We start from the raw sequence: 25,714 nt of genomic DNA, 5'->3' as shown, positions 1-25,714 counted from the left end.
TTGGGCATGTTTGTCAGCATCCATTCGCAGAACTCACCTGATTATAGGTCAACTTCTCAAAGCTTAGCTCTGATTGCTCAAAACCGAACTTGAGTATTTATGCTCACTGCAAAATCGGGATGCACCCAGCCTTTATGGTTAGTTGGTTATGCATAAAAGAGGTGCGACCCGTGGCGAATTTAATTCGCCACGGGTCGCGTAGCGTCTCCTACGGAGAACGGAAAGCGCACCTTTGGTTAAAACTGTTTGATTAAGGCTTCACTAACAATCAGGTTTCATCTCCGGTCGAGTCCTGTTACTAGAACTAGATCGTGTGTCATGCTCACATCCAGTGACTAACTTGAAGAACAGTACTTGAATAAGAGCAGGGTGGGCATCCTATTCTACTTGAATTTCAACTGTATGCTTTAGTTCCTGAGAGGGTGGAGTGAACACCTTGGAGAACAGTATTTGAATAGGAGTAGAGTAGGCATCCTGCCCGCCTAAGGTAGGAAACAGGCAAGATGCCTGCTCTACCAAGATCCCGCCCAAGGCAGGAAACAGGCAAGATGCCTATTCCACTGTCCTATCAACTTTAGATGGAGTTTCTATTGATCCGACTTACAACCTTCATTCCGCAAACTGTCAGTCAGTAAACTGAAAAACTTAAAAATGATGAAGACCAATCCATTTATAGAGATTGGTCTTCATCATTTTATCTTGCAGTTAAAATAATGCTTTACATTATTTTTTTATCAATTTGATAGTAATAACGATTCCTATTACATCGCTAACATAACAGCGAAGTAAATCTGCAAGCATAAAAATATCACGTAGATGCAAGTAAAACCTTGGATATTTATGCATACGATACATTAAATCCCGCTGAACTAACATATCGCAAAATTTAGCTTTATCATCAGTGCTCAATAGTTGAAAGAGGATAGGAAAAGTAACCCATTTAATAAGAGGAGAAGCCTCTAAGGTTCGTTTGAGCAACTCTTCATCCACAATTTCACTACGACGACCAATTGCGTAGTCTTGCAAAAAATCCGTCAGCGTATCTGACAACAGATTCTCCTGTTTCGGTGAGGAAGTAATACTGTCGCTTGGCTCCACCTCCGATTGCGTCACCCTCACAGGACTTAACGTATCCTTTTTTGCGCATTCTCTTGAGTAGCGAGTAGAGAGATCCAAGTGAGATGGACTCGTTTCCTCCGCTACACTCTCTGAATGCCCGTTGTATATCAAGTCCGTAGACTCCTTTTGGGTCTGATTTGTTGATTGTCCAGAGGATGAGCAATTCGGTTTGGGGGGGAATGGTCTGTTGGTCATTTTTTTTTCCTTCCCGCAGGGCTTTAGGAGCAGCCCTAGCGGGCCTATCAGTTCTTTGTTTGAACATAGAATTAATATCCATGTGAAGTTTAGTGCTTATTTTCCAACCTTTTGGCTGGCTGGCCTCCCGACTCAAATTGGTAATCTTGAGCAGACCCTAAAATAGGTCAGTGCTTCTATTCCCTATATATTCCGCGTGGGAAATATATAGTCTTAAACCGGGACGGCCAGTGGTAAAAAGTAATGTATTCATATTATCTTACAAATTCAATACTTGCAACTGCAATACTTTCCTGCTTTCATCAAAGTCACTGAAGCTCCTGTGCAGTATGGGTTCAGGCGCTGTAGACGATTGCACCCACATTGTATTGACTAGGGTACACCCAGGCTGTTCAATGGTACGAAATGGGTGTATCGAGGCGTGCAGCATAAAAATTGACCGTCATGACCAGGTAAAGATTTTAACCACAGAGGCATTTTGTAGCCGTTCCAAAAGTGTAAGTTTGTGTGTTCTTGTTGGCATCCTTGTTCTGGCCAACGAAGTACAAATAAGATTTGTTTGTTTTGGATTGAAGCTATGTGTATAACGCCGAGTTGGGGGATTATCGGTACTTAAAGATTTTTCCAAATTCTCATCGATGGAAGCTGAGTTAATGCATCAATGAAAATGAGGTAAATGGGTGGTGCGATGCGATCGCTATCAAGATAGAGTCCGAGCAAACAGCTACCTACACATCGACCCTCGGCATATAAGCGACAATATTTTATAACCTACCATTTATATAACCCTCCGCATAGTGCAGACGCTACGCAATCCCAAACAACTGCCCACACCTCAACCCTCAACACACAACCGACACCACCTATCCACAAAACCCTCAGCACACACCCGAAAACAAAAACACCGTGTACCCGAAAAAGAACCTCTAGGGCAGAAACTGAGAACAGAAACTCCAGCCGTCGAGCTTCAACAACTGGGGAAACATTGAAATAAAAATTTATCGGTGCTCAACTCAACCAATCATTTCGTTGCTCTATCTCCCCCAGAGTTAACAACAACTACATCTTCGTAACCAGGGGATTTACCTTTTCACCAATGGTGGTTATTGATAAAGACTTGTAACAGCAATTGTTCAAGCCAAAATTACCATTGTCATTGAGCAGCGCACCCCAGAATTCTGGGGTCACTCCATAAATTTTTTCTCAGCACTGTACATAATATGGAATCGCGAAAAAAAAATGTCTAAACAGAATTCTGCACCATCAGGAGCGATTCGCCCCGAAACGCTGATGAGCGAACTTAATATCAAAAAGGACGCTTACTATAAGGACTTGAACCATTTGAAAATAGAAGCACAGCATGATTCAGAAGGTAAAGCTTACCTAACTTTAGAGCAAGCTGACCAAGTCCGTGCTTTGCGAAGCCATGTCAAGAAAACTGGGAAAAGAAGTGGCTTCTCTAATAATTCGATTGTTAAAGCTGATGATAGCAACCTTGCAAAAGAGAGCCAAGCTACAACTTCAGAAATCGAAGCAGATGTATACGTTCAGCCGGAAAACCCGACTGATCAGTTTGATCCAGATGACCTAGTCAGGTCAGCAGCTGAACTCAAAACTTATAAAATGGCTATGCCTCACCTGGTTATAACAGCTTTAGCCGACAAAATGGGTTGGGATGATCTGCCAGAGGATTTGCAACAGAAGATAACCGATGCCGAGGAAGCGGCTAACCCAAAATATACTCCCGCCTCGATAGCAGACACTGTGTTAGCTCAATATCGAAGCGGGAGTTAGGGAAAGATTTTGAAAGAGCTTGTACTGCTATTAGAGCTGGTCACTCTCTCATAATTTTGGGCGAGGCTGGTGTGGGTAAGGGTGAGTTTGCCCAAGCCCTCTATGAGGAGCTGCTGGGGGAATTTTCAGCTGCGATCGCAATCTACAAGGGAAGTGGGAAAAAGTTCTTTCAAGCCCTGGCCTTCCAGCTGAACATCCCGACGGAAAACGAGGAAGGCAAGTCCCTGACTATGGATCAGCTGAAAGAGGAGATCGCATCTAACTGTAATGACAGTACACTATTGATTTTCCCGGAAGCGAAACGACTGACCACTGGGATTAGGTATTGGTTGGAAGACTTAATGGCCAGTGGGGTCAGGGTGGTTTGTCTGGCTGTGGCGAATCCCGGTAGGGACATTTTCTTGGAAATGCTGGAAATTGAGCTAGAGATGCCTTCTGACCAACGGATTCGGGAAGTGATGCGGTCGGAGGCGAAGCGCCAGGGGTTGAATCTTTCGGAATCCCGACTAGCTGAACTCCAGCCACTAGCTGGACGTAACCCAATGGTGGCCAAAAAGGTGGTCAGAAATGAGTCACTTGGACTGAAACAGCATAAACCAGAGCATACTCAATATGTGGTGATCATGCCCATCATTATTGCTGCTTTGATGAGCTTTGGTATTATCCGTTTCATTGGTATGGGGACTGGGAATAAGTCACTCTATATATTTGGTGGAGTTAGCCTGGTGGCTGGGATGACCCTTAAGCAACTAGGCAGTATCAGAGGTGCAAGAAAGAGGTTAGGACAGTAATCATGATGAGCATAACCCACAGCTTGATTGCAGCAGCAGGAACTAGCTTAGTCTTGGGAACTGCTGACCCATCGCTGTTGGGGTTAGCTGTAGTTGGTGCCCAGATTCCGGATATTGATACTACTACCAGCACTATTGGGAAAATCCTTTATCCTATCTCGAGCTGGATTGAGAACCGTTTCCCACATCGAACCATCACTCACTCACTGCTGGCCACTGCTACTATTGCTGCTGTGTCGGTGGCTGTGGGACATTTTTGGTTAGGGGACTGGAAGGGTGCGATCGCTTTCCCCTTAGGTCACCTGTTAGCTTGTTTCTCAGATACGTTCACTAAGCAAGGGGTTCAGCTGTTCTGGCCTGAGCCAGCTTGGGCTGTATCTGTGAGTAATCCCAGACGACGGATTAAAACTGGGGGTGCTGCTGAGCTGTGGGTGCTAGCTTTTGCCACAGCGTTACTAATCGTTGGTATCTGGTTGGCCAATGGTGGCGGAATTACAACCAAAGTTACTCAGAGTCTTGGACTTCGGGATGGTGCGATTACCACTTACAACCAGAACGCTAGCACTAATCATATCTATGCCGAAATTACTGGTGTCTGGGCTAGCGATCGCTCTGATGCGTCTGGCCGCTACTGGATTATCGATACTGCTGGAAGTGAGTTTATTGTTACGGATGGGAGGGGGATATATAAGACAGGGGAACAGATCACTATCTCTAAGCTCACTACAACTATTGGTCAACCATCTCAAACCACAGTCTTGACTTTGAGTTGGGACGATGAAGACCCTATCCCCGGATTACGGCAGCTGGCAGCACAATACCCTGGTGCTGCGATTTTCGTTAATGGTCAAGTAGCTGTGGATTTCCCCGAAGATGTGAAACCAGCTGCAAAGCTTAATCAACTTCAGACTGTTAGCGTGAGCGCCTCGACACTAAAATTCACCTATTGTCCACTGACTACAGCTATCACTAAGTTGACTGATCAGTACGCTGTGGGAAATCTAAGCGTAAAGATAATCTCACCAGCAGCAGTAGGACTATGGAATGGGTAAGTGACATACTCCCGACGCCGAATCTTTGATTACGGCGCGGGCTTCTTAACCTCACGATTAAGAGTTTCTGCGTAGCACTTATCTAGGTACAAAACCCCCGACAGTACGCTATCAGCAGACAGTTTCCTTTCCCCAATTGTCCTTGGGTACTTATTGATTCCACGATTACGCATTACTTCGGCTGAAGCGACATCTCTATTGTTGGAATACCCGCATTCATCACAGGTATGCCAACGGATTGAGAGGTTATTATCCCACTCGGTTCCACATTCAGGACATTGCTTTGATGTCCCTTTATGGTCAACTTCTGCGAAAAACTTTCCTCGTTTCCAACATACCCATTTCAAGAATTCTCTGAACTGACCAAAGCCAGCATCAAGAGAATGCTTACCCAGAAAGCCCTTTGCCATTACTCTGTAATCAATGTCTTCTACAAAAATTGAATCAGCCTGGTCACAGAGTTGATGTGCAACTTTAAGGTGAAAATCTTTACGGGTATTACCAATTTGGTGATGTAACCGTGCTACCTTGATTTGTGCTTTTTCGTAATTCTTAGACCGTTTCTTTTTTCGAGATGCTCTACGTTGCAGCAATTTCAGCTCGCGTTGTAGGTCTATGAAAAACCTCGGTCTAGGAATCGTTAAATTATCTGATGTAGCTAGGAAATCAATCAACCCGACATCTACTCCGATTGCTCGTCCAAAAGCCGGGTTTTCCGGAACAGAAACATCAGCTTGAATGGTGATAACAACAAACCATTTTGTTCCTCGACATCTTGATACAACTCGTACAGTCTTGATTTGAAATCCTTCAGGGATTTCTCGATGTAATCTCAGATCTACAAGCCCAATCTTGGGTAGTTTGATTTGATCCCCCTTAATTGGATTAGTCGCAAACTGAGGAAACAAAAACGATTGATAGCGACCGTACTTTTTAAATCGTGGAAAACCTTTTCCTCTTTGTCTGAACGACTCCCAAGAAGTATGTAATCGCTTAATGACATCTTGAGTGACTTGAGAGTGAACTTCTTTCAAGTCAGATTCAGTCTTTTTCCATTGCGTTAACTGTCGCTTCTGTGACCTGTATCCGGGGAATGGAATGTCAGGCGACATGATATATTCCCTATTAAGCGAGCACCGATCAACTGCACACTTCCGACTATTCATCCAGTCCTTTAAGTCTCGCAGGCAACGGTTATAAAGTCGTCGGCAAGTTTCTAGCCAACTCAACATTAATTCCTGTTGAGCTGTATCTGGATAAATTCGATAAGTGTAGTTCATGATTAGTGCCATCAAAATATCTTAACACAAACCAGGTGAATGATAACTGTTAATTTACATAAACCCTGTCCCGGCTATCATCCCGACACCAAATCTTTGATTATGGTGCGGGGCTTCTCGCCGGGGTAGCTAATTTAATCGGGTTTGGTATTGCTAGCACGGCAGCGGTGCTGGTTGCAACTAGTCCAAATCAAGTTTCTCTTAAACCAGTACCTGATGGCATTACCCCGGTTACACAGATTCAGCCCACTGCCCCAAAACGGCACCGGATAAACGTAACAGTAACAGCACCGGAAGACATCAAGGTGAAGCAGTGGGACAGGGTAAAGGTAGGTCAAACTCTCTCGGACCGCACTGCTCAACGAAAAACACTGGAAGCAAGACGGAACCAGCTGCAAATCGCGATCAATCAGATGAGTTTACCACTACCCCCAATCCAACAACCACCAACACCTTCGTTTAGTGAGGAGGAGGCTGCGATCGCAAAAGCTCGCAATGATTTAGCATTGGTCGAAATGGAAATTGAAGCAGCTCCACCCCTCCGCTTCAAGGTGGATTATCTCAATGTCATCCACGACCAGGATAAAATCCAGAAACGACAATGGTTACAGGAAAAGCGGATTAAAACACAGATTGCGATCGATTCTGCTATTGCTCGGTTAAATGCTGCTAAAACTCGTTACCAACAGCAGATTTACCGGCATTCTCTGGAAATGATGACCTATCAAACTAATTTACAGCGGCAGCAGTACCAGCTGGTATCCTTGGTGAAGCAGTCTCAGGAAGTGGACAAGGAACTGGCAGAGTTGAGTATTGTGCGATTCTCCTAGGGAGACGCTACGCGAACGCCCTATGCTGGTCGGGTGAGACGGGTGAAGATTGTTTCACAGACGGACCGTGTGATAACTGCTGAGATTACTCTTGATGTTAGGGATGGTGGTTGATTTTAGGGCAAGGGCATGTTTGTGGTAGTGCTGTCTTTGTCCAATAAGTTGAGAATGATCGGACTATGGGACATTTCTGTGTTCCTATAGCTCTTGCTGTTGTCGCTACTTACATTACATAGATCCTGGGTAAGTGGAGAGAAGAACCTCCCTAAGACGCTTGCGCGCCACCTGCGGTGGTTCCCACTTATAGAGAATCTACAACCTTTTTTTTATTTGTCAATGAAGGTTGACAAATAAAAAGTACAGCGGCCTGAAATCCATTACCTTAGGAAGTACCGATTTGGGTACCCCCAATTCAAATGAGAGGTTAGTAAAAAGGTAAATCAGAGGGTAAGCATTCAGCTATCAGCTCATGCGCTACTTGAGGTGCTACAGATAGTGCTACTTGAGGTGCTAAAGGTCAACGGCTGACCACTGACGGCTGACCACTGACGGCTAACGGCTGAATGCTTACATCAGAGGTTAATAAAATAATTCAGATTGAGATGTCCGAGTCTCAATCTGAACATTAAGTAGAAATTGGTTTAGGTATTGTACAAGGCGTCCAATCCTTAACCTAATCTACACTGTCCTGTCGTTTTTTGGATGAGATTGATTATGGTCAAACAAATTAAGAATTTTTCACTGGTTTTACTCTGCACCTTAACTATTGCCAGTATTAGCAATGACAAAATATTCAAAAGTGTTGATAATATACAGCCATTGCTTCAAATACTTGCCTATGGCAGTACAACCGTAAATCATAGTATACAGGCTCTTGAGCGACTAAAGAAGTCAAGGAAGTCTAATAAATAGACATAACTCTGAATAGTTTTGCCCCCTAACTCTCCAATTTTGTGGTGCGACCCGTGGCGAATTTAATTTGCCTATGGGAAGCGCGCCAGGGGAGGAATAAAACTCTAAAAGTCCTCCAGATTTGGGGGACTAAGGGGGCTTTTTAAAAAATCAGACGTTCAGCATTCTCTGGGTTGTCCTGTCCAGGTGCAACTGCGATCGCCTTTGGCTGCGCGTAGCGCATCGCAGAACTCCTGAACGGTTATCCCCTCATTGGTCTTAACCATTACATAGGGCAAAAAAGTCACCTATTGCATCTCTGATGCCTGGATTAACTGGTTCAAAATAAAGATCTGTATCCCATAAGTCCTCATTGATATCTATCCAAGCAATGGTAATACTGAAATTAAAGTCTTCATCTGGAGGTAAACTTTCTTCTATAGGAGGCTCTCCGTACTCCCAATAAACAAAGTTTGGATCTCTTCTAATTTCCTCTATCACTTCCCGACTGGTATCATTCAGTGTACACTGAAACTCGGTATCTTTGAACTTGTCTATGTTATCAACGGTTAACTCAAAAAATCTGTAGATGTCTTCACATCCTGGATACCAATCACAAACGTAGGTCAATCTTCTGGGTACAGTAAATCTCATAATTGCCGCAATTAAATTCTCTAAATCAGTAAATTCAGAAACTGGTCGATAGCCATTATCTTTATAAAAACTGCCCAGACGACGCTCTAATTCTGGTTGTTCATTGTTCACTAACCAAATTTTAAGGTCTAACATAAACCGTTCAAAATCACTTATTGATGATTTGTACAAATCCTCAATATGATTATCGAAGACTTTAATACTTTCGCTGTTTAGATCAAAATCTTTAAATCTTGCCATTTTTTATCTATAAAAACACTAAAAGGTAGATTAAGAGGCAAATTACTAGGAAAACTTCAGTCGTGACAGTATATACTTCACTACTCTTTCCCATTGCTCACTGGATATGCCAGCTTTTTTGAGCTTCTCAGGTGTTATCTCTTCCCCCATCACAAACATCTGGTAGAGGATGACCATGCGATCGCAGAACTCCTGAACGGTTATCCCCTCATCCTTAAGGTGTTGGAGGATCTCATCCTGATCACTTAACAGTAATTTGAACGTCATGTTCTTGCCCCGGGACTTAACTTGAGTTCCGGTGTCATAACCGTTTTTTCCCAATGGATTATTGATTTTGAATCCTTTGCTCTGAGTATTCATACTTATCTTGCTTCACTTGGTGTTGCTGGTAGGCTGCACCAGGCTTGTCCCTGTTTTAGAGAAAATCACCACTATTTTTCTCTAAAACGGAATCAGTCTGGACATGGCACTGGCACGCATTAGTCTTATCCTCAGTATACCATGGTTAAGACTAAAATGCTAGGAAATATTTTTCGATAAAATGACTTGACATTAGCTTTAATCCTTAGTATACTGAGGATAGAAACGGAAGGAAGTAAAGACCAAAGAGATTCCTTCCGTTGTCAGTCAAATTAGAGACTTAACTCAATATTATGCTATATGACCAATGGTTGGACTTCGAGCAAGAATCGAAGATTCATCAGACAGATGGTTTTGCTACAGAAACCATGCTCTCTTTCCAGGAAAGGGGCTATGAGGATGGTTATCTGGAGGTTTGGAAAGGCCGCTGCGATTACTTCAACCAATCCAAGCAAGTTTGCCATTCCTCAAAAGTATGTCGAAAAAACTGCCGGTATATGTCAGGTTTTTCCTCTGGGAAACATGACGCGAAATTCGACAAATACTGGGCAAGTTTGAACCCTAATTCAACTACGGAGTTTTGAGAAAATGAATGAAACTAATTCTCAAAATGGGGCAAGCCCAATTTTACCTCCAGACCTATCGTCTCTCCGAAAGTCCATATATGAGCAGACTACTCGCGGCTGGATGCGAGAACTTCCAGAAATCATGTCTGACCTGTCGGCTCCAATCCCGTTGAAACTTGTTAGTTTCAAACCACTTTATAAGAAGTCCCCGGACGGAACTCAAAAGCTGATCGGACGTGCCCCTTATCTACGATCATCGACCATATCGTTGATATTAGATTACATCACTCCCGGCTGGAGCAAACTTGATGACATAACTATTTCATCCGACATGGTTATTGTCAAGACAAAAATTCAAATCTTGTGCGCTCAAGGGCTTTTTGAACGGGAAGGTTTAGGTTCTGAGCCAACTTCTTCAACTAAATGGGGTGGTCCAATACCAAAAGCAGCAGCCCAAGCCATGCGCAGAGCAGTGGCTTTATTTGGATTGGGACGGTGTTATTGGGACTCTGAAACGGCACGAGCAACTGTTGCTAGCTATCAGAAAAAGTTCGGACTTCCTCCACTTGATGAATTAAACAAGGAGGCGTTTTGATGATGAACTAAGTTCTAACTAAAGTAACGCGATCGCATGAATAATGGTGTGCGATCGCATTACTCCCTACTCCCTACTCCCTACTCCCTACTCCCTACTCCCTACTCCCGCACTCCGCTCCGGGGGTGCCGGGGCGCTGGGAAACCGATCAACTACTTGGCATCACCAGTAACCAGCCCCGTGCATCCCCCGGAGCGGAGTCTTTGCAACCTTCTGTAAATCCCAAAAAGGATGGATTTTTCGTTTATTTTCACCGTATTTTATGGTATACTGAGGTTAAAACCAAAGAGAAAATAAAGCCATGATTAACTGTTGCATCACAGGACCACGCACCATAAGACCAGAGCATATCCGAGTAATCCAGGAAAAGCTAAACAGCATATCCCCAGAAACCTGGCACATCGGGGACGCCCCTGGGGTAGATACAATAGCCCTACATTTTTTAGAGAAAAAACACACTGTAACGACCTACCACGTGACGGGGAAAGAACGGTGGCACTTCGCAGAGCGAAGTACACGGATGATAAAAAACTGCATGAAAAACCCAGGAAGCTACAAATTGCTAGCTTTCCCAAACAAACCCTGCCCGCAAGGGGTACAACCAAAACCAACCTTCCACGGTTCCGGATCAGGAACCTGGGGAACCATAGCTCTTGCTTTTTATTATGGTTTTGACATCGACATAACTTTTTTAGAGAAAAATCCGCTGCCCGAATGGCTGAGTAAGCCAACCTACGAACAGCTCTCGCTTTTTTAACAACTTTGCCGACAACTAGGGGCTGGCCGGGGCGGCCAGCCAAAACCAGCCGCCCCGGTCAAAAACCAGAAACCAGCCCCGTGCCCAGCCACGACGCAACCCACGACGCAACCGAAGCCAACCCACCTTCGCTACCTCTTCCTCTCCCTCTCCTTCTCCCTCCATTTTTTTTAATGGACACCCCCCCTGGAGTTGAAAAGTGTAGCTCGGGCGGAGTTAGGAAAATTTAGTATAAATTTTCCTAACGGAGGTCGAGCGAACTTTTCAATCTCCACACTCCGCCTGGCCGACTAGGCTGTGGTCGCGCGAGGCCATTGGATCTGAGTGTTTTAGAGAAAAAATTTATGCCGAGCGCCGACCCAGCCGGGAACTGCAACACCGATCGGCTAGGTATTTATGCGAAGCCAAGGTATTTATTTGGTTTCCACAGCGCAGCGCGTGTTCGATGGTCTATGTGCGATCGCGTTTGATTGGGATGTTGGTTTTACTGGGGCGATCGCGTAGCGTGGCCATAGGGCAATCGCATTGCTGGTAACGGTGTTCTAGTTCAGATGAGTCTAACTGAATACCTGTGATCGCTTTTAGCGGTTCCAAAGAAGTATTGCAAAGGCAGGACAGCGGCAAGGTTGTGAGGGGAGCGTATGTGACCACTATATAGTTGGTTATTTAGGGCATCGCACATAACAGTAGTGAACCTTGTCCTGATCAAGTTAAACACCATAGGAATAAAGAACACAAGCAAATTTATTCCCACATAAGTATTTCCGAAATCCTGATTCATCGACTGTAGTTTACATCGAAAAGCAATGAATTATAGGAATTTTTGTTCTCTACTCCCTACTCCCTGTTCCCTGTTCCCTGTTCCTGTTCGACACGCCAAGCAGTTTCCCTCCCAATCTTCCCCGATTTAACAAACAACCACGAACCCCTCCTATAAGTATCCTCACCCTTCCTGGTGTGAGGTTTTACTTTTATCAATTCCCTGACCTCCGAAGTGGTTAATAACCACTGTTCTTGGGCAGCAATCTTCAACTGTTGCATGTATTCTATGGGGCTCAGGGGCTGCATTCTATTGATATTAGCCCTTTCGATACCAGACGCGATCGCATCAATCAACACCTCCAATGCTTCCCGTTCTGCCTCCCAAGAACCTGTCCGGTGAACGTTCGGTGAACTGTTCGGTGAACTGTTCGGTGAACTGTCCAGGGAGATAGTTTCCTGACTATCTTCGGTAAATTCTTCGGTCAATAATGCCTCAAAGTCTTCAAAGGTTCCACCCCTTTCCAAATGGTTGTTTAAACGATCCAATTCCTCCAGTTGTCTACCAGATATAAAGGAGCGAGTCCCCTCTTTGTTTGTTTCAATATTGGCATGTTTGATTCGATCGTAAAGGGCGGTGCGACCTATCTTGTATCGGGTCTGTAAATCCTTAACGGGGATTTTGTCTATTTCTTGAGCCATAACCTTTGCTGGATGTTCGGTGAATGTTCACCGGGTGTTCGCCGGATGTTCACTGAACATTTTATATCTATGTAGAGGAAATAGGGAATCGGGAATCGGGAATAACGGGCAAGACCACCAAGATACCTGTTTAACTGCCCTGCTTGCACACCTGAGATTTTTTTGCATAGGGGCAAAAAAAACCTGATGACTGGACTTAGAAGGGGTAATAAATTAGGGGATCGCCTTCCCCAAGTAATAACAGGACTTATATAAGCACATTCGATGAGCATATAAAGTCACTGACAACCTCTATGTTGCATTTACCCCTAATTGGTAACTATGAAACTCAAACAGGTACTTCATCAAGTCAAAGTTTCAATATCCTGGTCACAAAAAACACCCCATAAAAATATAAAAAAAATAGCTTTTAAACTTTATCAAAATCGTCAAATAACAGAAGAAAAAGGTGATGCGGAACAAGACTGGGTTAAAGCTGAACAAATTGCCAACAATCCCTTAAGATTAATACTGTTTAAGTTTAATCAACCACTTATAAAGACAGAAAAAAAATTTCTAGAACCTTTTTTAGGTTACTTGAATAGGCTGGCAGTAATAGAAATTTTAAATCTTACTAGTAATATAACAATACTCATAGCTGTAATAGTTTTTGTCGCTAGTGAAAAGGATAGACGAGATAGTGAAATTTATCAAGCATGGCAGGTAATTACAGCAGCATATGGCCAAAAAGGTAGTGGTGGTAGAATACAAGCCCTAGAATTCCTGAACTCAAGACCAAGACGTAATCCCTGGTTTTGGTTGACTTGGGATAGAGAAAGTTTAAGAGGCTTGGAAGCACCAAACGCTTATTTGAGAGGAATTCAACTCTCTAATGCTGATTTATGGGACGCTAATTTAAAAGGTGCTATTTTACAAGATGCTAATTTACAGGAGGCTTTTTTAAGGGACGCTAATTTACAGGAGGCTTATTTAAGGGACGCTAATTTACAGGAGGCTAATTTATGGGACGCTAATTTACAGGAGACTTTTTTAGTGAACGCTAATTTAAAAGGTGCTATTTTACAAGGTGCTATTTTACAGGAGGCTAATTTAGGATTAGGTTTTTCTGTGTTGAGAAATCCAGGAAAATCCTCAGGAAGAATTTACGTGAAAGGTACTATTTTACAGGAAGCAAATTTACAGGAAGCAAATTTACAAGGTGCTATTTTAAAAGGTGCTATTTTACAGGAAGCAAATTTACAAGGTGCTATTTTACAGGAAGCAAATTTACAAGGTGCTATTTTACAGGAAGCAAATTTACAAGGTGCTATTTTACAAGGTGCTATTTTACAAGGTGCTATTTTAAAAAATGCAATTTATACAGATAAAAGCACATTGAAAGTTACTTGCGAAAGACTTTATCTAAAATATCCTTGTCCCACTATATTTCCTGAAAACTTTAATCCTAAAACCGCCGGAATGAAACTAATAAAAGAACTTAAAGATATACCCTGACTCCCTTGAGTTGGGGATTCCCTTTTGTTGTTAATTTATTTACCGTCACCTCTGTTCTCATGCAGGGAAAGCTTTTGAGCTATTTTCACCCCACTGATTCCGCCACCTCTGTTGGTACTAGAGAAAGGATGGGGTAGTTCTTGCAGCGATCGCAATCAGACCTTCCTTCTGTTGGGAGTAGAGGGTGGTTGCATGGGGATACCGAAATAAATCGAGGTTGCCCGATGTACGGACAGCAAAGAAAAATGATTGCACCCCATACAGATGCGATCACCCTTACACCACCCACATTTTTCTCTAAAACAGAACGGTTCCGTCTTAGACCACCGGGAAGACTCGTTTTTTCTCTAAAACAGAACGGTTCCGTCTTAGACCACCGATTTTTTCTCTAAAACAGAACGGTTCCGTCTTACACCACCCGCAACACTAATCAGCACAGGTTGATACTCTTCCCCAAGACCTTCTCAACTATATAGACATAGTCCTTGCCCTCCCTTTGGGCAGCTCGAACCAAAGGGAGCTTTGAGTGTTTAATTCCAAAGTTCTTACTTTGCCAGCCTTTCTTGGGGTTTACCAGAACCTTGATATTGATTCCCCAATACCAATCTTCGTCTTTGGTGCGATCGCCTTCCACCAGTGGGTATGTGCGCATAACACCATCTTTCCCCCTGCGATTAGCGGTGAACTTGTATAAGGTACCGTGCTGCTTGGAAGCATCTGGGAGGCGGCAGCATAAGCGGTCTTCTATAGTCAGTCCAAGTAGCTTCACCTGCTTAAACGGAATTCTGCTGTACTGGTTTCCGTACCACCACTCAACGTCTAAACGAAGGGTATCTCCCGGAACAGCTCGGATTACTGTCCCTATACGCCCATCCTTGGAAGCAACCAATTGACCAATAGCCTTATCATGGCAGTAGTCAACAATAGAGAGTTGTTCATGCTCCTCGATGGACAGCTGATTTTTTAGAGAAAAAGCTATAGCGCTATACTCATCCCCAGGATTTTTTAGAGAAAAAGCTATAGCGCTATACCCAGTCCCCTCTTTGGTACCAGACCCACTTTGCGGCAGAGAGGGCGAGGGCTGCCTGGGGGACTGATACTGTCTGGCCGATAAGTCTTCTGGCTTCTCTCCTTCCCCTTTGTCCTTTTTCGGCGTGGAGACAAACATCTCCGGTTCCAGGTAATCCGGTGGGAAGCCGTGCAACAGCAACATCGCCTGCACGCTCAATTGTGAGCCAGTGGGCAGAAGTCCCGAACTCTTCCACCAGCGTTCGCACTTGGTATTGCCAGCGCCCCTGCCTGATCTTCCACGTCCTGTCAGGAGCGTAGGACAGAGAAAAGACTCGGACTCTGCGATAGCTGCCGCCGATCTGGTGGCAGCCAAGGATGATTGGATCCAAGACTTCGTATCCAATCTCTGATACTTTTTCAACCCATGTCTCATATCCCCTATAGAGGAATCCTTCGGGTTGCTCAAGAAGGACCATCGAGGGTCGTCCTTCTTCAATGCATCTGATGAATTCTTTATATAGAGAGGACTCGGGATGGTCAAGTCCAGTCTTGTCGCCAGCGGATGATGTCCCAGAACAGGGGAATCCCCCAACCATGAAATCATACTCACCCAGCTTGGGGTGGAAACTCCTGATATCCCCAAAAATAGGATGGGAGAAGTTCCGCTCAAGGACTTTGATACAGGAAGGGTCGTTTTCCACGGATCCTTCCCACAAGAATCCCCCGATCTGTTTGGCAGCATAGGGGAATCCCCCAATCCCCTCAAACAAGCCGATGGTTCTGATAATTCTGATGGATTCACTGAGTCCATACATTGGTCTTGATGGTATTGCGTACACGACCCTCTCCTTTTAAATTCTTCCCCAGTGCTAGGGCGGGCTTCACATGGATTCAGATCAGAATCATGATTGACCTCATACTGATTGAGATCAAAAAGTTCACATTGCTTATATCGCTTTCGCTTGTATTGTCGTGACCTTCCTTTCTTGAATCTCTGATCCAAATCCATCTGATATGGATTTACTTGAGAATCAGGACTTGTCTCATATTGAGATAAATCGAAAAATTCACATTGCTGATATTGCTTTGGCTTCTGCGTTCGCGACCTAAGAGCCTCAAATTCCTCTATGTCCCCGTCCAAATCCGTCTGATGTGGATTTACCCCAGAGCTAGGATTTATCCCATATTGGGACAAATCAAAAAGTTGATATTGCATTGTTATTCCTCCCTACTCCTGCTCTGGATTCGTAGGAAAGCCCGATGGCGGCAAGTACTTTTGTATTAAATCCTTAAGTAGTGATTGTTGATGATGTCTGCGGTACTCAGCAAAGTTTTCTGTGGATATCTCAATAGCACTCTTTGCTGGAATCCAACTCACTTGATCTGGGTTACCCGATGGCTCAGATGGCTGGCACTCCGAATTACCCTGGGGTGGGTGATAATCAGGGTTATCGCACTTCATAGCAATGTACCAGGGCAATATCTGCCCGGTCTTGTACATTACTGTCCATTCTTTGGTAGACCCAGAAGTAAAACGATAAGTTTTAATTTTTGGGTTGTTATTACACCACTCAACAAAACCAGGGGGTGGGGATGGAATTGGATTCTCTTTGACCTGTTCATTAGCCTCAAAGTATTGCTCATCAACCCCGTCCTTCAGGGACTGAATGAATAGCCCGGTTGGGTTTTTTACCCACCCTTCCCTTACCGCCTCCTTTACCCGATCTAAGGCATGGGTAAGGTTTGCATAGAAATTGATCATGTACTTCATCACAGCAGCTGGCTTAATCTGAAGCCTTCTCAGCTGTATCTCTGCTGCTGCGATCGCACGCTTCTTCTCAGCGGCGGCGGAACTTACTTCCAGCTCTTCCTTTATATCCTCATTATCATTATCACAAGGGATGGAAACAGCTTCTACCCCTTGATTACTTTCTTCTTGGTCTTGATCATTTTTTTCTTCAACACACGGGTGGGTGGGTGGGTGACATGTAGAGTTTTCTAAAAAAGGTACTCTTTTATATGATTCAGGCAAAATGTCCGAATCGATACTACCCGGTTTGGCCGAATCGATTTGACCAAAACACTCAAGGATTTTGATGTCCTTGACTCTCTTCTTCAGCTCCTGGTAGTTAACTGAATACCAGTTCACCTGGTAGTATGTCCCGGAAGACAAACGCTTAATGTAGACTAAACCTTTTTCCCGGAGGTTTTTAATAGCCCTGCCAATGGTCTTCTCAGAAACTTTTATCCGCTCTGCCCACTTCTCATAAGTTCTGTAGAACCATCTTTTTTTATCTACTACATGGTTAAATATCCCAGCCCAGTAGTGAATTTCCTGCAATATGAAAGCTTCTACCTTCCCGACTGCACCTGCAAGTTCTGGTAGAAAGATCAAAGGTCTTTCGTCCGACAGAAGTTTTGTCGCACTTTTTGCGCTACAATTCAACATAAGTTTTATTTGTTTGTGTTTGTTCCCCGTCCTTTTTGCTGCAAAAGAGTTTGAGGATGGGGTTTTTATTTTGCTTTAAATTTAGACGTGATAATTATATCCCATAAAGCAAACAAGTAAGACAAGTTTGAAATTTTTTTTAGTAAACTTATTTTTTTATAAACAAACATAAATAGTGCATTATTATGTGTAAGGGTTATTGTCTTGCTTTAATGGTAATAGGATGTTTATGGGCTACGGGGTAGCTCTGGTGGATCTGGTGCGATCGCCTTTAGTGCATCCTGAAGGGACGATCGCGAATACTTACTCTGTCTGATATTGGTCAGAAACTTCTCTATGGACAAGATCAATTCGGGTAAAAGACCCATCAACTTCCTGTGTTAGATCTGAATCGTAGTTAAACACCACTCCAAAATCCACACTAAGAGCTGCCTCCAGTCTTCTTAACGTGTCTTCTGGGATACAGGTCACTGCCCCGGTCAATATCGAATAGATGCTAGCCCTTGGTATGCCAGATGCTCTAGAAACCTTTGTGATTCCTCCTTTTGACTGTTTACATAATCTATGAAGGATTTTTGGGAAGTTTTTAATTCTGACCTTTTTATCGCTACGAACCTCAATATAGCTCATTTACAAGAAGTTTTTATAATAGTTCAACTTCTAAAGTGTAACACCTCTAAACAAATATTGTTTAATGCCTTGACATTTTGAAAAATTCACGCTACCATGTACACATGGATGAAAAAGCGAGTAGCTCAAATCACACACAACTACTCGCTTTAGTAGACCCATATCAACTGGCCTAGACTCATTATTACTGTTTCTAGGTCGCCACAGCACCTAGACAATAAAAGATCGTGTTGAGCATGAAAAATACGAGACACACTGCGGGTAGTACTTGTTTACTACTCCTGGTTCGTGACCTTGGATGTTTTTGGGTAACGTGGTCACTGATTTATTACCTATGCAATGGAAGCGGGCTGTAACGATGGGGTAACGATTAATTGGCCTCACTACGGCGTACGCTTTTAGTTAGTAGTTAATAAATTGGCGACACCTAGACGTCTAAGAATATTTTTAGACAGTCCATCTACTGTCTAACAGGTGTCTAATTCGTGCCACCGACACAAAATAGACAGTCTAGTAAATGGGTTCTTAGACGTCTAACAACTTTCAAGTTTTATTTAAAACTACAGTGTAATCTTTGTAGTATGTCTACTTGATGTCTATTAGACACCTGTCCGCTTATTGATTCTATTTTCAACAAAAGCGGACAGGTGTTAGACGTCTAGCAGCTTTCACTGTGTTTTTGTCACGGAGAACAACCCAATAAACATGTTTTTTGTGGGTAGTGAAGGGTAACAGGGCATCTTCGATCGCATCTCACTGTTACTTATTTGATCTACTCTCTACCTTGCTTTTGCCTCTTATTGCATATCTAAATCATTAAGGAGGTGATACTGATTAGAAATGTTACAAGCCAATCTCAGTGTAATGGGACAGTAAATAGACAGTCTTTAGGCAATACACTTGTGAAGTGTGGGATGTTTGGCGCTACTGTCTCCGATACGGATATGGCCTTAATTTACAACGATTTCTTTGCCTACAACTTGCCTTTGAAGGCAACAAGAAAACAAGTAAAGGAGACGTTGGGATTCAGCGAAAAAACGCTCAAGAGATGGCAAGTTTTTATCATTGACGTCAATAGGATTGACTCTGAATATCCCTACAGAGAGATTCATCTCAACTTTTATTCAAAGCAGGGATGTCGTCGAAATTCAATTCTTAGAGGCTTAACCCTCTATCAAGTCTTCGTCTTCTTTTTGATTCATTATTTGAGGAAAGCGACGCAGCTTAGCTACGAACAGACAGCTTATTACTTAGACAAAATACTGGAAATATTCAACGTAGAGGAGTTTGGAAAATGGAAACTAAAGACTTTGTAACCTTTCAAGAAGCTTTAGAAGTTCTCATCAACCACCAGGGGATGACAAAGAATGAAGCTACAAGTGCCCTAGAAAAGTTAGGAGAGGCTCAAGGATTTAATCCCTATGATGACCAAATCCCTTATGAAGCCTTCTTCCAATTAGAAGGAGCCGCAGATGTCACTGGCAAAGCTGTTCAAAAAGCACTAACTGGTAGTACTTCTTCTGCGATCGCTCCTATTGCTTCTAAAGAGGAAGTAGAAAAGTCTCTAGTCACTTCAGTAAATCAGAGCCTAGTTTCCCGTGGACTGGCTGAGTTACCAGCTGGCCTCATTATCGACATGATGCCCGAGCGACTCCAAGCCTACCGGGAAGCACTGGGTCTAATTGATGAGGTGGCTTTTGAGACTGCGGTGCTGGAGCAAGATCAAAAGATGAGCGAAAACCTCAACCGGTACCGGCAGGCCAATAACGAAGGACGGAAAAACCTCCGTCAGTTATTCAACCCTGAGACACGGAAGGCACTTGTTAATGGGTTAATGTCTCGTGTTGGCATCACTACTGAGGAGGTGGATGCTGAGGTGGAAGAGTTCAACGCTCAGTGCGCAGCAGAAGACCAGGCTTACCTTGAAAGCAAAATTGTTCAACCCAAAGTTGTGACTCAAGAGGAAGCGATCGCTCACCTCAGGCAGAAGATGGCCAAGTTAGGTATCAACGTGTAGTGAGGAGGACTCGGGCATCGTTTGGTGTCCGAGTATTTTTTGTGAAATGGACAAGTACTACATCAGACCTCTTTTGCCTTCACTACTATCATTCGGACTTCTAGTAATACCTTTCGCTTGTCAGCAGGCATGGAAGGCTGACACCAAGATGAGAGTTGACCTAATAGAACAGGATGGAGAGATCTTGAGAGCGAAACTGGACAACCAGCTAAAGGAGAAAGAAGTCTACGCCCGAAATCTAAAACTTCACCCGACCGAGCGTCACAGTTTTCAGTTCACTTTCAATCCAGAAACCAGAAATGCTTTCCCTATCAAATCGGAAGCGATCGCTAACCAGGTTGAAAACTCTCCTAGAGGATTTGTTTATTACTTCGATATCTCCACCCCTCAGAGGTTCGTTGGCACCGCTTGGAAAAATGAATCCGGTTCTGTGTCTTGGGCATTCCTGTGGGAGAAGGACGAACGAATCCGCAAATTAGCGATAGATAGACAGAGGAGTTTATATGAGCAAGTCAGGTTCTAACAGTGACCGCCGTGGAAAGCGAATCCTGGTTGATATTATTGACTGGATTCAAGAAGCCATTGATTGGTGTTTTGATGTTCTTTCTGCTGCGATCGCTGCCCTTGGGTTCGTACTTAAAAACTTCCTTCTCGGACCCGGTATCTTGGCATTTAGCTTCGTAGCTTTTATTTATTGCCTCGCCATATCTCTAGATAACTTTTACACCCATCCTTCGGGGTTAGCCTTAGCCCCTAACCCATTCACAACTTGGGTCGGCATCAAAGCTTATTTGACTAAAAGTTTCTATGATTCAGAACTTTTTTTTCACTTCCTTTTGATGTTGGGTATGAATGCTAGCCAAGTCGTTTTGACTGGTATTAACTCCAACCCAGATGCCTCGGGAATGAAGAAAGCTATCAGAGGTTTTCTGCGCCTCTTTGGTTATTTCCTGTATGGGGTTGAAATAGCTATGGCATTTGGCGTTAGACCAATATTTGGAGAAGGAATTGGTGGTTGGACTGTCTTAGGTCTATTACTATTCAATCCCCTATCTGCTTTCGCCCCAGGAATTGGTCTTAATATCTTCAAGCTTGGCTATGGATACTTCAAGAAATTCGTAGGTTCTGGTAATAGGTAAAACTTAGTAAAGCTCCCGGTTTTATACCGGGAGAAACAACAATGAAAAGAAATGTATTGAAAACTCAAAAAGCTCCTCTTGATTTTACTCTGAAATATCCAGATCTAAATCTATTAATCACAGACCCACCTATGTGGTTGGCTATTCGGGATGATTATTTAATCTACGACGCGACAAAGAGACGTTTAGGATGTAACCTCTCCAAAAGCCTGGGTGTTGTGTGCTCTGTGGCCGCCTTAGCAACAATTAACGTAAATCCTTTATCTCCTTTAGCTTTGATTTTTGGAGGACTTGGATATGCCTGGACAGTAGGGAAAGACTTCAGTATTACTGACAATCTAAGGCCGCTCCCATTCGTTCCAGATGCCAGAAAGTTATGGGATGATTTCACTAAGCATGAAGACGATAAAACTGAAGACAACCAAAATGATCTATTCCAAGGTAAACAATTAAAGTGCATCGACTGGCTATCAGAAAGAGAAAGACATGAAGCTGCCTTCTTGGCAGAGTATAGAGGTGTTTTAGGACATGTTTTAACAGGGGTGGGAACCAAAAGGCGTTTTGTCACTTACCTGACTATACTCAATGACTCTTTTACTAATAGAGATAACTCTCGGTATTGCCGTCACCTTAAGGAGTTAAAAGATGGTCACGAGCTAATCGAAATGATTTCAATTCAGGATTTAGACGCTCTAGGACGCCAGCTTTATCCATCAAAGAGTATGAGAGTCATTGAGGCTGTCCAGACCCCAGAATTAGAGCCTGCCGTAGATAGGGATGTGGCTGCTGGTACTTATGGATATGAATTTCAAGGTAGTCTTGGGGAAACTATTGATGTGCCTAGTAGTTACAAAGGGTTAGTCGAAGGGATTGAAATTGAAAACGAACCACAGAATCCAAAACCTAGTAATCCAGTCACCTCGATATTTTCTGGTTTTTCTAAAGGCAGAAAGAAACAAAAGCCCATTGGCTATCAAGTATTCTCAAATACTATTTATGACCCTTCCTGTGTCTTGGGATGGCAAAGGGGTGGAAAGACCTTAATGTTGGCAGAAACTTCTAAATTGGAGGCACAAAAAGGAGCGAAGATTTTCTATACTAGCATGGCGGCTAAAACTCCTGACATGGATGGTCGCTGGAATCATGCTTACAGAAAGATAGAGGTGAATCTGAGTAGACTCTCCAGAACTGAAGCTGCCAAGGTTATCAGTGAAGCCAATGAAATGTTAGAAGAGTTTTTGTTGCTTGAAGGGGAAGATAGACTGTATATCTTAGACGAGTGGATGATTACAGCGGGTCAGGTTCATAAATACGCTGACTTACTTCTTCCTTTTCTCAAAAGTGTTTCATCCGCTATCAGTGAAATGGCTTCATCTGGAATCAAAGATAATGCCGCAATCCACGTACTTGCTCCCAACTTTAGAGCGAGTTCACTGGTTAAAACTTATGGGGTTTGTCCGAAGGATTTGAGACTGGTTTTGGTCTCAGTTAATGACGGTCACTTTATCGAATGTAACGGCAAAAAGATTGGATGTAACAAAGCGGTTTTAAAAACAGCAAAAAATAACTTTGATACCCAATTTGTCGAAATGCCCCCAGGGTTGGAAGGCGATCGAGTGGTCTTGATAAATGGGGACTGGATGACTTTAGGCGATGCAAGCAATCTCCCTAAAATTGAATCTAAGACTACTTCTGCTCCCAAGACTAAAGAAAACTCCACTCCAAAAGGTGGCAAGACAGCCAAAAACTTAGGGAAGAAAGTGCGATCACTAGACCCATTAGAACTACACAAACTTCTTGAAAAAACATCACAGCGCTGGCTTTGGGAGTTTGTGGTGAATGACCTTGGTTACGAAAACCACGACCAGATCCTTGAGATGGTTAACCTCATAGCCCATTACCTTGGACAGACCGATCCTAAGCTTGGCAAGAAATTTGTAGTAGGAGACGTCTATCGCCCTGAACTTGCCCGACTATCGTACAAAGGTCGGAAAAAAGTGCGCTCCGAAACAATCGCGTTAACCGATGGTACTTGTTGTTTGTGTCAGGAATCTGAAGCGACTAAGGTCTACCAAACTAATTATGATGGACCACGCGATCGCGCCGGGCATAATTCATTTCCAGTTTGTTATGACTGTCAAGAAGATATCTGTTACAGCAAGCAAAACTGGGAACCTGGCGGTAAGAATATCTGGGATGCCCATGCAACTGAAGCTTTTTCCCAGTACATCACCAGGGCTGCGTTAGAGATGGTTTGATTTTTGGGGGTGAATAGTGATGATTAAAGTAAGTAAACAGAAAGTCAAAATTTATTCCAAATATTAAAAATGTGAACATCGGAGTTTATGATCAAATCGAAAAGGAGGCAAAAAATGGATTTTAAATTATTTATCAATTGCGCGCTTTTAATATCTTATTAAATTCAAGTAGCATAGTAGCATTTGGGTGCTTTAATGCCCACTATGATATGGCTTTACGGTATACAAAAATGATAATTACGTGTGCTTTTTACGTCGCTTTTTGCGGTAAACATGCCTCCTGTTAGACTTGAAAATTGTTTTATTTTGCCTGGAATACCTAGAAATAAAGATGGGTTTTGAAGATACAAAAATTAATCAACAACCTTACAAATTATCTTTATTTTTTTATCTAAATCAATCAAAAGGCGATCGATTCGCAGTTAAATCTTCGACCGCCTTTGATTGTTCACTACTCAAGCAAACCTACCAATCTTAACAATATGGCCATCTTTAAGCTCAACCAATCTTCCAAGCGTGCTGCAAAGTCCATTGACAGCTGGGAAGGCTCAAAACCTAAAGATCAGGTTTCCGATTGTACTAACGAGATTGCTGCTGTGTACGACGGTTCGGCTGCGACAGTCCATTACCACCGCGAAAACGGGCAACGGAAAGTGTTCGTGGCAACTTACGACCATGATCCGAAAGCAATAGACCCTAACGCCAAAGGTTAATTAGCTAGGGGTGGGAAGACTAGCCACCTCCTTCCTTGCCGAGCGAGGGAACCTTTTTTCATTAACTGAGGATTCAACGATGACCAACGCTTATACCCAAGTAAAGACCTACCTTTTCACCAACGGCAAAAGCCTGATGTTTCGATCCTGCACTGAGGAACGACTGGAGGACGCTCGATACTTCTTTTCTTCCGAATGCGGCAGCCCTGTTACTCTGATTGCTACTGGTTCAGCGTTATTAGCCGAAGACTGCTTTATTAGTCATTATCGGGATTGGTGCTGGCATGGAATCTACCGTTTTAGCCCCAGTCTGCTGCGGAAGTTTGCACCCACTGATTGGGAGTACGCGATCGCTCTCTCCAAATTCAAGTTGGCTGGTGTTCGGGTGAAATATCACAAGCTAGCTTCACGGACCACTGCCAAGATCCGTGCATTGACCGACAAAGTAGCTTCGACTTTAAGGCTGGAAGACAACTTAGATGAATTTGATGGTGAGGTGTAGGGGAAATGGAAGACCTTTCAAAGCTTATTGACGAATCGATTGAAGAACGTAACAAGCTAATCAAACAAGGTGGCACTCATGGAACTAACGGCAGCCTACTTCGCCGTCGAGTGAAGCCCAGACCTAAGGCAAAGAACCCTGATTAATCAATATTCCCCGCACTTAGCGGGGTATTTTCCTTTTTCAACACTTACCTACAAAAAAAATGGTTAAACAACAGATCACCTTAGCTACTCCATACGAATCAGTCACCTATACCAAGACTGAGTTGATGACCCTTTGCCAATACCTCATCAAAGACTACTGCGATCGCACAATCCCTAAGGACACCCAAGATTACTTTGTTGCCGAGTGGGCATTGAAGCGAGTGATGCCAGGAATAGAGCCATCCCAGTACAGCGACCTAGGCTGTTTCAAGCACCGCAATGCTTACATGCTTCACTACTTTTGGCATTAAGTTGCCTGAGGTTAAGTTAACTTTGGGGGTAAACTTTTACACCAACCCACGGTATTAAGTTGCCTTGCTTGGAATATATTCTGCGCTTTTTCCGTTATTTCTTAACAGGAACTAAAAAGATAATGAAAAACTATCTTAGTTCCCAAAATCGGAGTTATTGGTATTTCTTTTTTGCCTCTAATTCCCTTTGAAATTAACTTTTTGTTATTTTTTATTTTGTTGGCAAAAATAACGGGAAGTTAAAGACTGACCGTAATGGGAAGTAGTTCCGCTATCAGAATTATTTCAACGGAACAGGGTCAGAAGTTACCGTAAGGATAGTGAAGCCTTTAGAGTGCATCTCAGTTTTGTAAGACTCAAGTTGAAAATTGCCCGTTGAGGTAGGCACACCGATGCTTCAAGACTTGTGGGACGTTACTCTCATCCCACTGAGCCCCCGAAATCTTGATACGCCGACCC

At 43.3% G+C, this 25,714-nt stretch carries 33 protein-coding genes and 1 pseudogene; 21 read left to right on the top strand and 13 right to left on the bottom strand.

Translation table 11 applies throughout. The features are described from left to right. Nucleotides 1-378: 378 nt before the first annotated feature. The 3 genes from F6K51_RS26360 to F6K51_RS38600 all read right to left on the bottom strand — a co-directional run bounded on the left by F6K51_RS26360 (nt 379) and on the right by F6K51_RS38600 (nt 1,381). Nucleotides 379-531, bottom strand: a complete 153-nt coding sequence (locus tag F6K51_RS26360) for a hypothetical protein (protein ID WP_293025708.1) — start codon at nt 529-531, stop codon at nt 379-381. A gap of 192 nt (nt 532-723) precedes the next feature. Further along, nucleotides 724-1,098, bottom strand: a complete 375-nt coding sequence (locus F6K51_RS26355) for a hypothetical protein (RefSeq protein WP_293025707.1) — start codon at nt 1,096-1,098, stop codon at nt 724-726. After that, nucleotides 998-1,381: a PadR family transcriptional regulator gene (locus F6K51_RS38600; RefSeq protein WP_365940218.1), complete on the bottom strand. Its 384-nt coding sequence runs from the start codon at nt 1,379-1,381 to the stop codon at nt 998-1,000. The genes F6K51_RS26355 and F6K51_RS38600 overlap by 101 nt, the downstream gene beginning before the upstream one ends. A 1,172-nt stretch (nt 1,382-2,553) precedes the next feature. Between F6K51_RS38600 and F6K51_RS26350 the strand changes: the two genes are divergently transcribed. Genes F6K51_RS26350 through F6K51_RS26340 form a run of 3 tightly spaced genes read left to right on the top strand, consistent with a single transcriptional unit; the run spans nt 2,554 to nt 4,951 of the window. After that, nucleotides 2,554-3,108 carry a hypothetical protein gene (locus tag F6K51_RS26350; protein ID WP_293025706.1) on the top strand — a complete coding sequence of 185 codons (555 nt, stop codon included), beginning with the start codon at nt 2,554-2,556 and terminating at the stop codon, nt 3,106-3,108. Between the two features lie 56 nt (nt 3,109-3,164). Then, a complete protein-coding gene (locus tag F6K51_RS26345; protein ID WP_293025705.1) occupies nt 3,165-3,899 on the top strand; it encodes a hypothetical protein in 735 nt (244 codons plus the stop codon). 2 nt (nt 3,900-3,901) lie between these two features. After that, a complete protein-coding gene (locus F6K51_RS26340) occupies nt 3,902-4,951 on the top strand; it encodes a metal-dependent hydrolase (protein ID WP_293025703.1) in 1,050 nt (349 codons plus the stop codon). 29 nt (nt 4,952-4,980) lie between these two features. Here F6K51_RS26340 and F6K51_RS26335 read toward each other — a convergent pair whose 3' ends face one another. Further along, entirely contained in the window at nt 4,981-6,231 is a 1,251-nt protein-coding gene (locus tag F6K51_RS26335) for a transposase (protein WP_293025701.1), read from the bottom strand. Between the two features lie 167 nt (nt 6,232-6,398). Between F6K51_RS26335 and F6K51_RS26330 the strand changes: the two genes are divergently transcribed. Next, nucleotides 6,399-7,061 (top strand): hypothetical protein, encoded by a 663-nt coding sequence (locus F6K51_RS26330; RefSeq protein ID WP_293025699.1) that lies wholly within the window; start codon nt 6,399-6,401, stop codon nt 7,059-7,061. Nucleotides 7,062-8,231: 1,170 nt separating this feature from the next. On the opposite strand, the gene F6K51_RS26325 is transcribed toward F6K51_RS26330, so the two are convergent. Both F6K51_RS26325 and F6K51_RS26320 read right to left on the bottom strand, forming a co-directional pair. Further along, entirely contained in the window at nt 8,232-8,846 is a 615-nt protein-coding gene (locus tag F6K51_RS26325; protein ID WP_293025697.1) for a hypothetical protein, read from the bottom strand. 45 nt (nt 8,847-8,891) lie between these two features. Next, nucleotides 8,892-9,206, bottom strand: a complete 315-nt coding sequence (locus tag F6K51_RS26320) for a hypothetical protein (protein WP_293025695.1) — start codon at nt 9,204-9,206, stop codon at nt 8,892-8,894. A gap of 293 nt (nt 9,207-9,499) precedes the next feature. Between F6K51_RS26320 and F6K51_RS26315 the strand changes: the two genes are divergently transcribed. The 4 genes from F6K51_RS26315 (at nt 9,500) to F6K51_RS26300 (ending at nt 11,124) form a co-directional block, all read left to right on the top strand. Further along, nucleotides 9,500-9,790 carry a hypothetical protein gene (locus F6K51_RS26315; RefSeq protein ID WP_293025693.1) on the top strand — a complete coding sequence of 97 codons (291 nt, stop codon included), beginning with the start codon at nt 9,500-9,502 and terminating at the stop codon, nt 9,788-9,790. A gap of 4 nt (nt 9,791-9,794) precedes the next feature. After that, the gene (locus F6K51_RS26310) at nt 9,795-10,367 is read left to right on the top strand and encodes a hypothetical protein (RefSeq protein WP_293025691.1); all 573 of its coding nucleotides are present in this window, start codon (nt 9,795-9,797) and stop codon (nt 10,365-10,367) included. A gap of 36 nt (nt 10,368-10,403) precedes the next feature. Continuing rightward, nucleotides 10,404-10,586 carry a hypothetical protein gene (locus F6K51_RS26305; protein WP_293025689.1) on the top strand — a complete coding sequence of 61 codons (183 nt, stop codon included), beginning with the start codon at nt 10,404-10,406 and terminating at the stop codon, nt 10,584-10,586. 301 nt (nt 10,587-10,887) lie between these two features. Next, on the top strand, nt 10,888-11,124 hold the full coding sequence (locus F6K51_RS26300; protein WP_293025687.1) for a hypothetical protein: 237 nt from the start codon (nt 10,888-10,890) through the stop codon (nt 11,122-11,124). A gap of 450 nt (nt 11,125-11,574) precedes the next feature. Here F6K51_RS26300 and F6K51_RS26295 read toward each other — a convergent pair whose 3' ends face one another. From F6K51_RS26295 to F6K51_RS26285, 3 genes are all read right to left on the bottom strand, one after another. Then, the gene (locus tag F6K51_RS26295) at nt 11,575-11,718 is read right to left on the bottom strand and encodes a hypothetical protein (RefSeq protein ID WP_293025685.1); all 144 of its coding nucleotides are present in this window, start codon (nt 11,716-11,718) and stop codon (nt 11,575-11,577) included. A 243-nt stretch (nt 11,719-11,961) separates the two neighbouring features. Then, complete coding sequence (locus F6K51_RS26290; protein WP_293025683.1) at nt 11,962-12,585, bottom strand: hypothetical protein; 624 nt, start codon at nt 12,583-12,585, stop codon at nt 11,962-11,964. Continuing rightward, nucleotides 12,570-12,761, bottom strand: coding sequence for a hypothetical protein (locus F6K51_RS26285; RefSeq protein ID WP_293025681.1), 192 nt, complete (start codon nt 12,759-12,761; stop codon nt 12,570-12,572). Before F6K51_RS26285 ends, F6K51_RS26290 begins: the two co-directional genes overlap by 16 nt. A 145-nt stretch (nt 12,762-12,906) precedes the next feature. Here F6K51_RS26285 and F6K51_RS38595 point away from each other — a divergent pair. From F6K51_RS38595 to F6K51_RS26275, 4 genes and pseudogenes are all read left to right on the top strand, one after another. Continuing rightward, nucleotides 12,907-13,665, top strand: a pseudogene (locus F6K51_RS38595) (pentapeptide repeat-containing protein); the annotation flags it as partial. Between the two features lie 14 nt (nt 13,666-13,679). Continuing rightward, nucleotides 13,680-13,952 (top strand): pentapeptide repeat-containing protein, encoded by a 273-nt coding sequence (locus F6K51_RS38590; protein ID WP_365940216.1) that lies wholly within the window; start codon nt 13,680-13,682, stop codon nt 13,950-13,952. Then, entirely contained in the window at nt 13,834-14,079 is a 246-nt protein-coding gene (locus tag F6K51_RS38585; RefSeq protein WP_365940215.1) for a pentapeptide repeat-containing protein, read from the top strand. Before F6K51_RS38590 ends, F6K51_RS38585 begins: the two co-directional genes overlap by 119 nt. Before the next feature lie 140 nt (nt 14,080-14,219). Then, the gene (locus F6K51_RS26275) at nt 14,220-14,471 is read left to right on the top strand and encodes a hypothetical protein (RefSeq protein ID WP_293025677.1); all 252 of its coding nucleotides are present in this window, start codon (nt 14,220-14,222) and stop codon (nt 14,469-14,471) included. Nucleotides 14,472-14,509: 38 nt separating this feature from the next. Here the strand turns inward: F6K51_RS26275 and F6K51_RS38580 are convergent, their stop codons facing one another. The 4 genes from F6K51_RS38580 to F6K51_RS26260 all read right to left on the bottom strand — a co-directional run bounded on the left by F6K51_RS38580 (nt 14,510) and on the right by F6K51_RS26260 (nt 17,907). Continuing rightward, nucleotides 14,510-14,968 (bottom strand): hypothetical protein, encoded by a 459-nt coding sequence (locus tag F6K51_RS38580; protein ID WP_365940212.1) that lies wholly within the window; start codon nt 14,966-14,968, stop codon nt 14,510-14,512. A 136-nt stretch (nt 14,969-15,104) separates the two neighbouring features. Then, nucleotides 15,105-15,905, bottom strand: a complete 801-nt coding sequence (locus F6K51_RS38575) for a DNA cytosine methyltransferase (protein WP_365940214.1) — start codon at nt 15,903-15,905, stop codon at nt 15,105-15,107. Nucleotides 15,906-16,318: 413 nt separating this feature from the next. After that, nucleotides 16,319-17,539, bottom strand: coding sequence for a hypothetical protein (locus tag F6K51_RS26265; protein ID WP_293025673.1), 1,221 nt, complete (start codon nt 17,537-17,539; stop codon nt 16,319-16,321). 227 nt (nt 17,540-17,766) lie between these two features. Beyond that, nucleotides 17,767-17,907, bottom strand: a complete 141-nt coding sequence (locus F6K51_RS26260; protein WP_293025671.1) for a hypothetical protein — start codon at nt 17,905-17,907, stop codon at nt 17,767-17,769. 1,086 nt (nt 17,908-18,993) lie between these two features. Between F6K51_RS26260 and F6K51_RS26255 the strand changes: the two genes are divergently transcribed. From F6K51_RS26255 to F6K51_RS26215, 9 genes are all read left to right on the top strand, one after another. Then, entirely contained in the window at nt 18,994-19,485 is a 492-nt protein-coding gene (locus tag F6K51_RS26255; protein WP_293025669.1) for a hypothetical protein, read from the top strand. Beyond that, nucleotides 19,464-20,186 (top strand): hypothetical protein, encoded by a 723-nt coding sequence (locus tag F6K51_RS26250; protein WP_293025667.1) that lies wholly within the window; start codon nt 19,464-19,466, stop codon nt 20,184-20,186. Before F6K51_RS26255 ends, F6K51_RS26250 begins: the two co-directional genes overlap by 22 nt. Before the next feature lie 148 nt (nt 20,187-20,334). Continuing rightward, on the top strand, nt 20,335-20,709 hold the full coding sequence (locus tag F6K51_RS26245) for a hypothetical protein (protein WP_293025665.1): 375 nt from the start codon (nt 20,335-20,337) through the stop codon (nt 20,707-20,709). After that, the gene (locus tag F6K51_RS26240) at nt 20,690-21,325 is read left to right on the top strand and encodes a hypothetical protein (protein WP_293025663.1); all 636 of its coding nucleotides are present in this window, start codon (nt 20,690-20,692) and stop codon (nt 21,323-21,325) included. The genes F6K51_RS26245 and F6K51_RS26240 overlap by 20 nt, the downstream gene beginning before the upstream one ends. Before the next feature lie 41 nt (nt 21,326-21,366). Continuing rightward, nucleotides 21,367-23,583, top strand: a complete 2,217-nt coding sequence (locus F6K51_RS26235; protein WP_293025662.1) for a hypothetical protein — start codon at nt 21,367-21,369, stop codon at nt 23,581-23,583. Nucleotides 23,584-24,065: 482 nt separating this feature from the next. After that, nucleotides 24,066-24,296, top strand: coding sequence for a hypothetical protein (locus F6K51_RS26230; RefSeq protein ID WP_293025660.1), 231 nt, complete (start codon nt 24,066-24,068; stop codon nt 24,294-24,296). A gap of 136 nt (nt 24,297-24,432) precedes the next feature. After that, complete coding sequence (locus tag F6K51_RS26225) at nt 24,433-24,798, top strand: hypothetical protein (RefSeq protein ID WP_293025658.1); 366 nt, start codon at nt 24,433-24,435, stop codon at nt 24,796-24,798. A 5-nt stretch (nt 24,799-24,803) separates the two neighbouring features. Then, nucleotides 24,804-24,944, top strand: a complete 141-nt coding sequence (locus F6K51_RS26220) for a hypothetical protein (protein ID WP_293025656.1) — start codon at nt 24,804-24,806, stop codon at nt 24,942-24,944. Between the two features lie 59 nt (nt 24,945-25,003). Next, nucleotides 25,004-25,255 carry a hypothetical protein gene (locus F6K51_RS26215; protein WP_293025654.1) on the top strand — a complete coding sequence of 84 codons (252 nt, stop codon included), beginning with the start codon at nt 25,004-25,006 and terminating at the stop codon, nt 25,253-25,255. Nucleotides 25,256-25,714 lie beyond the last annotated feature (459 nt).

Source organism: Moorena sp. SIO3I8, assembly GCF_010692325.1.
GTDB lineage: Bacteria > Cyanobacteriota > Cyanobacteriia > Cyanobacteriales > Coleofasciculaceae > Moorena.
Note: the sequence above shows the minus strand (reverse complement) of the source record. Positions and strands in the feature narration are given on the sequence as shown.

Excerpts from the sequence above, each read along its gene's own strand:
- F6K51_RS26305 (WP_293025689.1), top strand. The coding sequence starts at position 10,404 with ATGAATAATGGTGTGCGATCGCATTACTCCCTACTCCCTACTCCCTAC.
- F6K51_RS26350 (WP_293025706.1), top strand. The coding sequence starts at position 2,554 with ATGTCTAAACAGAATTCTGCACCATCAGGAGCGATTCGCCCCGAAACG.
- F6K51_RS26310 (WP_293025691.1), top strand. The coding sequence starts at position 9,795 with ATGAATGAAACTAATTCTCAAAATGGGGCAAGCCCAATTTTACCTCCA.
- F6K51_RS26315 (WP_293025693.1), top strand. The coding sequence starts at position 9,500 with ATGCTATATGACCAATGGTTGGACTTCGAGCAAGAATCGAAGATTCAT.
- F6K51_RS38600 (WP_365940218.1), bottom strand. The coding sequence starts at position 1,381 with ATGTTCAAACAAAGAACTGATAGGCCCGCTAGGGCTGCTCCTAAAGCC.
- F6K51_RS26340 (WP_293025703.1), top strand. The coding sequence starts at position 3,902 with ATGATGAGCATAACCCACAGCTTGATTGCAGCAGCAGGAACTAGCTTA.
- F6K51_RS26225 (WP_293025658.1), top strand. The coding sequence starts at position 24,433 with ATGTTTCGATCCTGCACTGAGGAACGACTGGAGGACGCTCGATACTTC.
- F6K51_RS26230 (WP_293025660.1), top strand. The coding sequence starts at position 24,066 with ATGGCCATCTTTAAGCTCAACCAATCTTCCAAGCGTGCTGCAAAGTCC.
- F6K51_RS26325 (WP_293025697.1), bottom strand. The coding sequence starts at position 8,846 with ATGGCAAGATTTAAAGATTTTGATCTAAACAGCGAAAGTATTAAAGTC.
- F6K51_RS26320 (WP_293025695.1), bottom strand. The coding sequence starts at position 9,206 with ATGAATACTCAGAGCAAAGGATTCAAAATCAATAATCCATTGGGAAAA.
- F6K51_RS26300 (WP_293025687.1), top strand. The coding sequence starts at position 10,888 with ATGATAAAAAACTGCATGAAAAACCCAGGAAGCTACAAATTGCTAGCT.
- F6K51_RS26235 (WP_293025662.1), top strand. The coding sequence starts at position 21,367 with ATGAAAAGAAATGTATTGAAAACTCAAAAAGCTCCTCTTGATTTTACT.
- F6K51_RS26335 (WP_293025701.1), bottom strand. The coding sequence starts at position 6,231 with ATGAACTACACTTATCGAATTTATCCAGATACAGCTCAACAGGAATTA.
- F6K51_RS38575 (WP_365940214.1), bottom strand. The coding sequence starts at position 15,905 with ATGTATGGACTCAGTGAATCCATCAGAATTATCAGAACCATCGGCTTG.
- F6K51_RS26215 (WP_293025654.1), top strand. The coding sequence starts at position 25,004 with ATGGTTAAACAACAGATCACCTTAGCTACTCCATACGAATCAGTCACC.
- F6K51_RS26290 (WP_293025683.1), bottom strand. The coding sequence starts at position 12,585 with ATGGCTCAAGAAATAGACAAAATCCCCGTTAAGGATTTACAGACCCGA.
- F6K51_RS26220 (WP_293025656.1), top strand. The coding sequence starts at position 24,804 with ATGGAAGACCTTTCAAAGCTTATTGACGAATCGATTGAAGAACGTAAC.
- F6K51_RS26260 (WP_293025671.1), bottom strand. The coding sequence starts at position 17,907 with ATGGGTCTTTTACCCGAATTGATCTTGTCCATAGAGAAGTTTCTGACC.
- F6K51_RS26265 (WP_293025673.1), bottom strand. The coding sequence starts at position 17,539 with ATGTTGAATTGTAGCGCAAAAAGTGCGACAAAACTTCTGTCGGACGAA.
- F6K51_RS26245 (WP_293025665.1), top strand. The coding sequence starts at position 20,335 with ATGAGAGTTGACCTAATAGAACAGGATGGAGAGATCTTGAGAGCGAAA.
- F6K51_RS26240 (WP_293025663.1), top strand. The coding sequence starts at position 20,690 with ATGAGCAAGTCAGGTTCTAACAGTGACCGCCGTGGAAAGCGAATCCTG.
- F6K51_RS26250 (WP_293025667.1), top strand. The coding sequence starts at position 19,464 with ATGGAAACTAAAGACTTTGTAACCTTTCAAGAAGCTTTAGAAGTTCTC.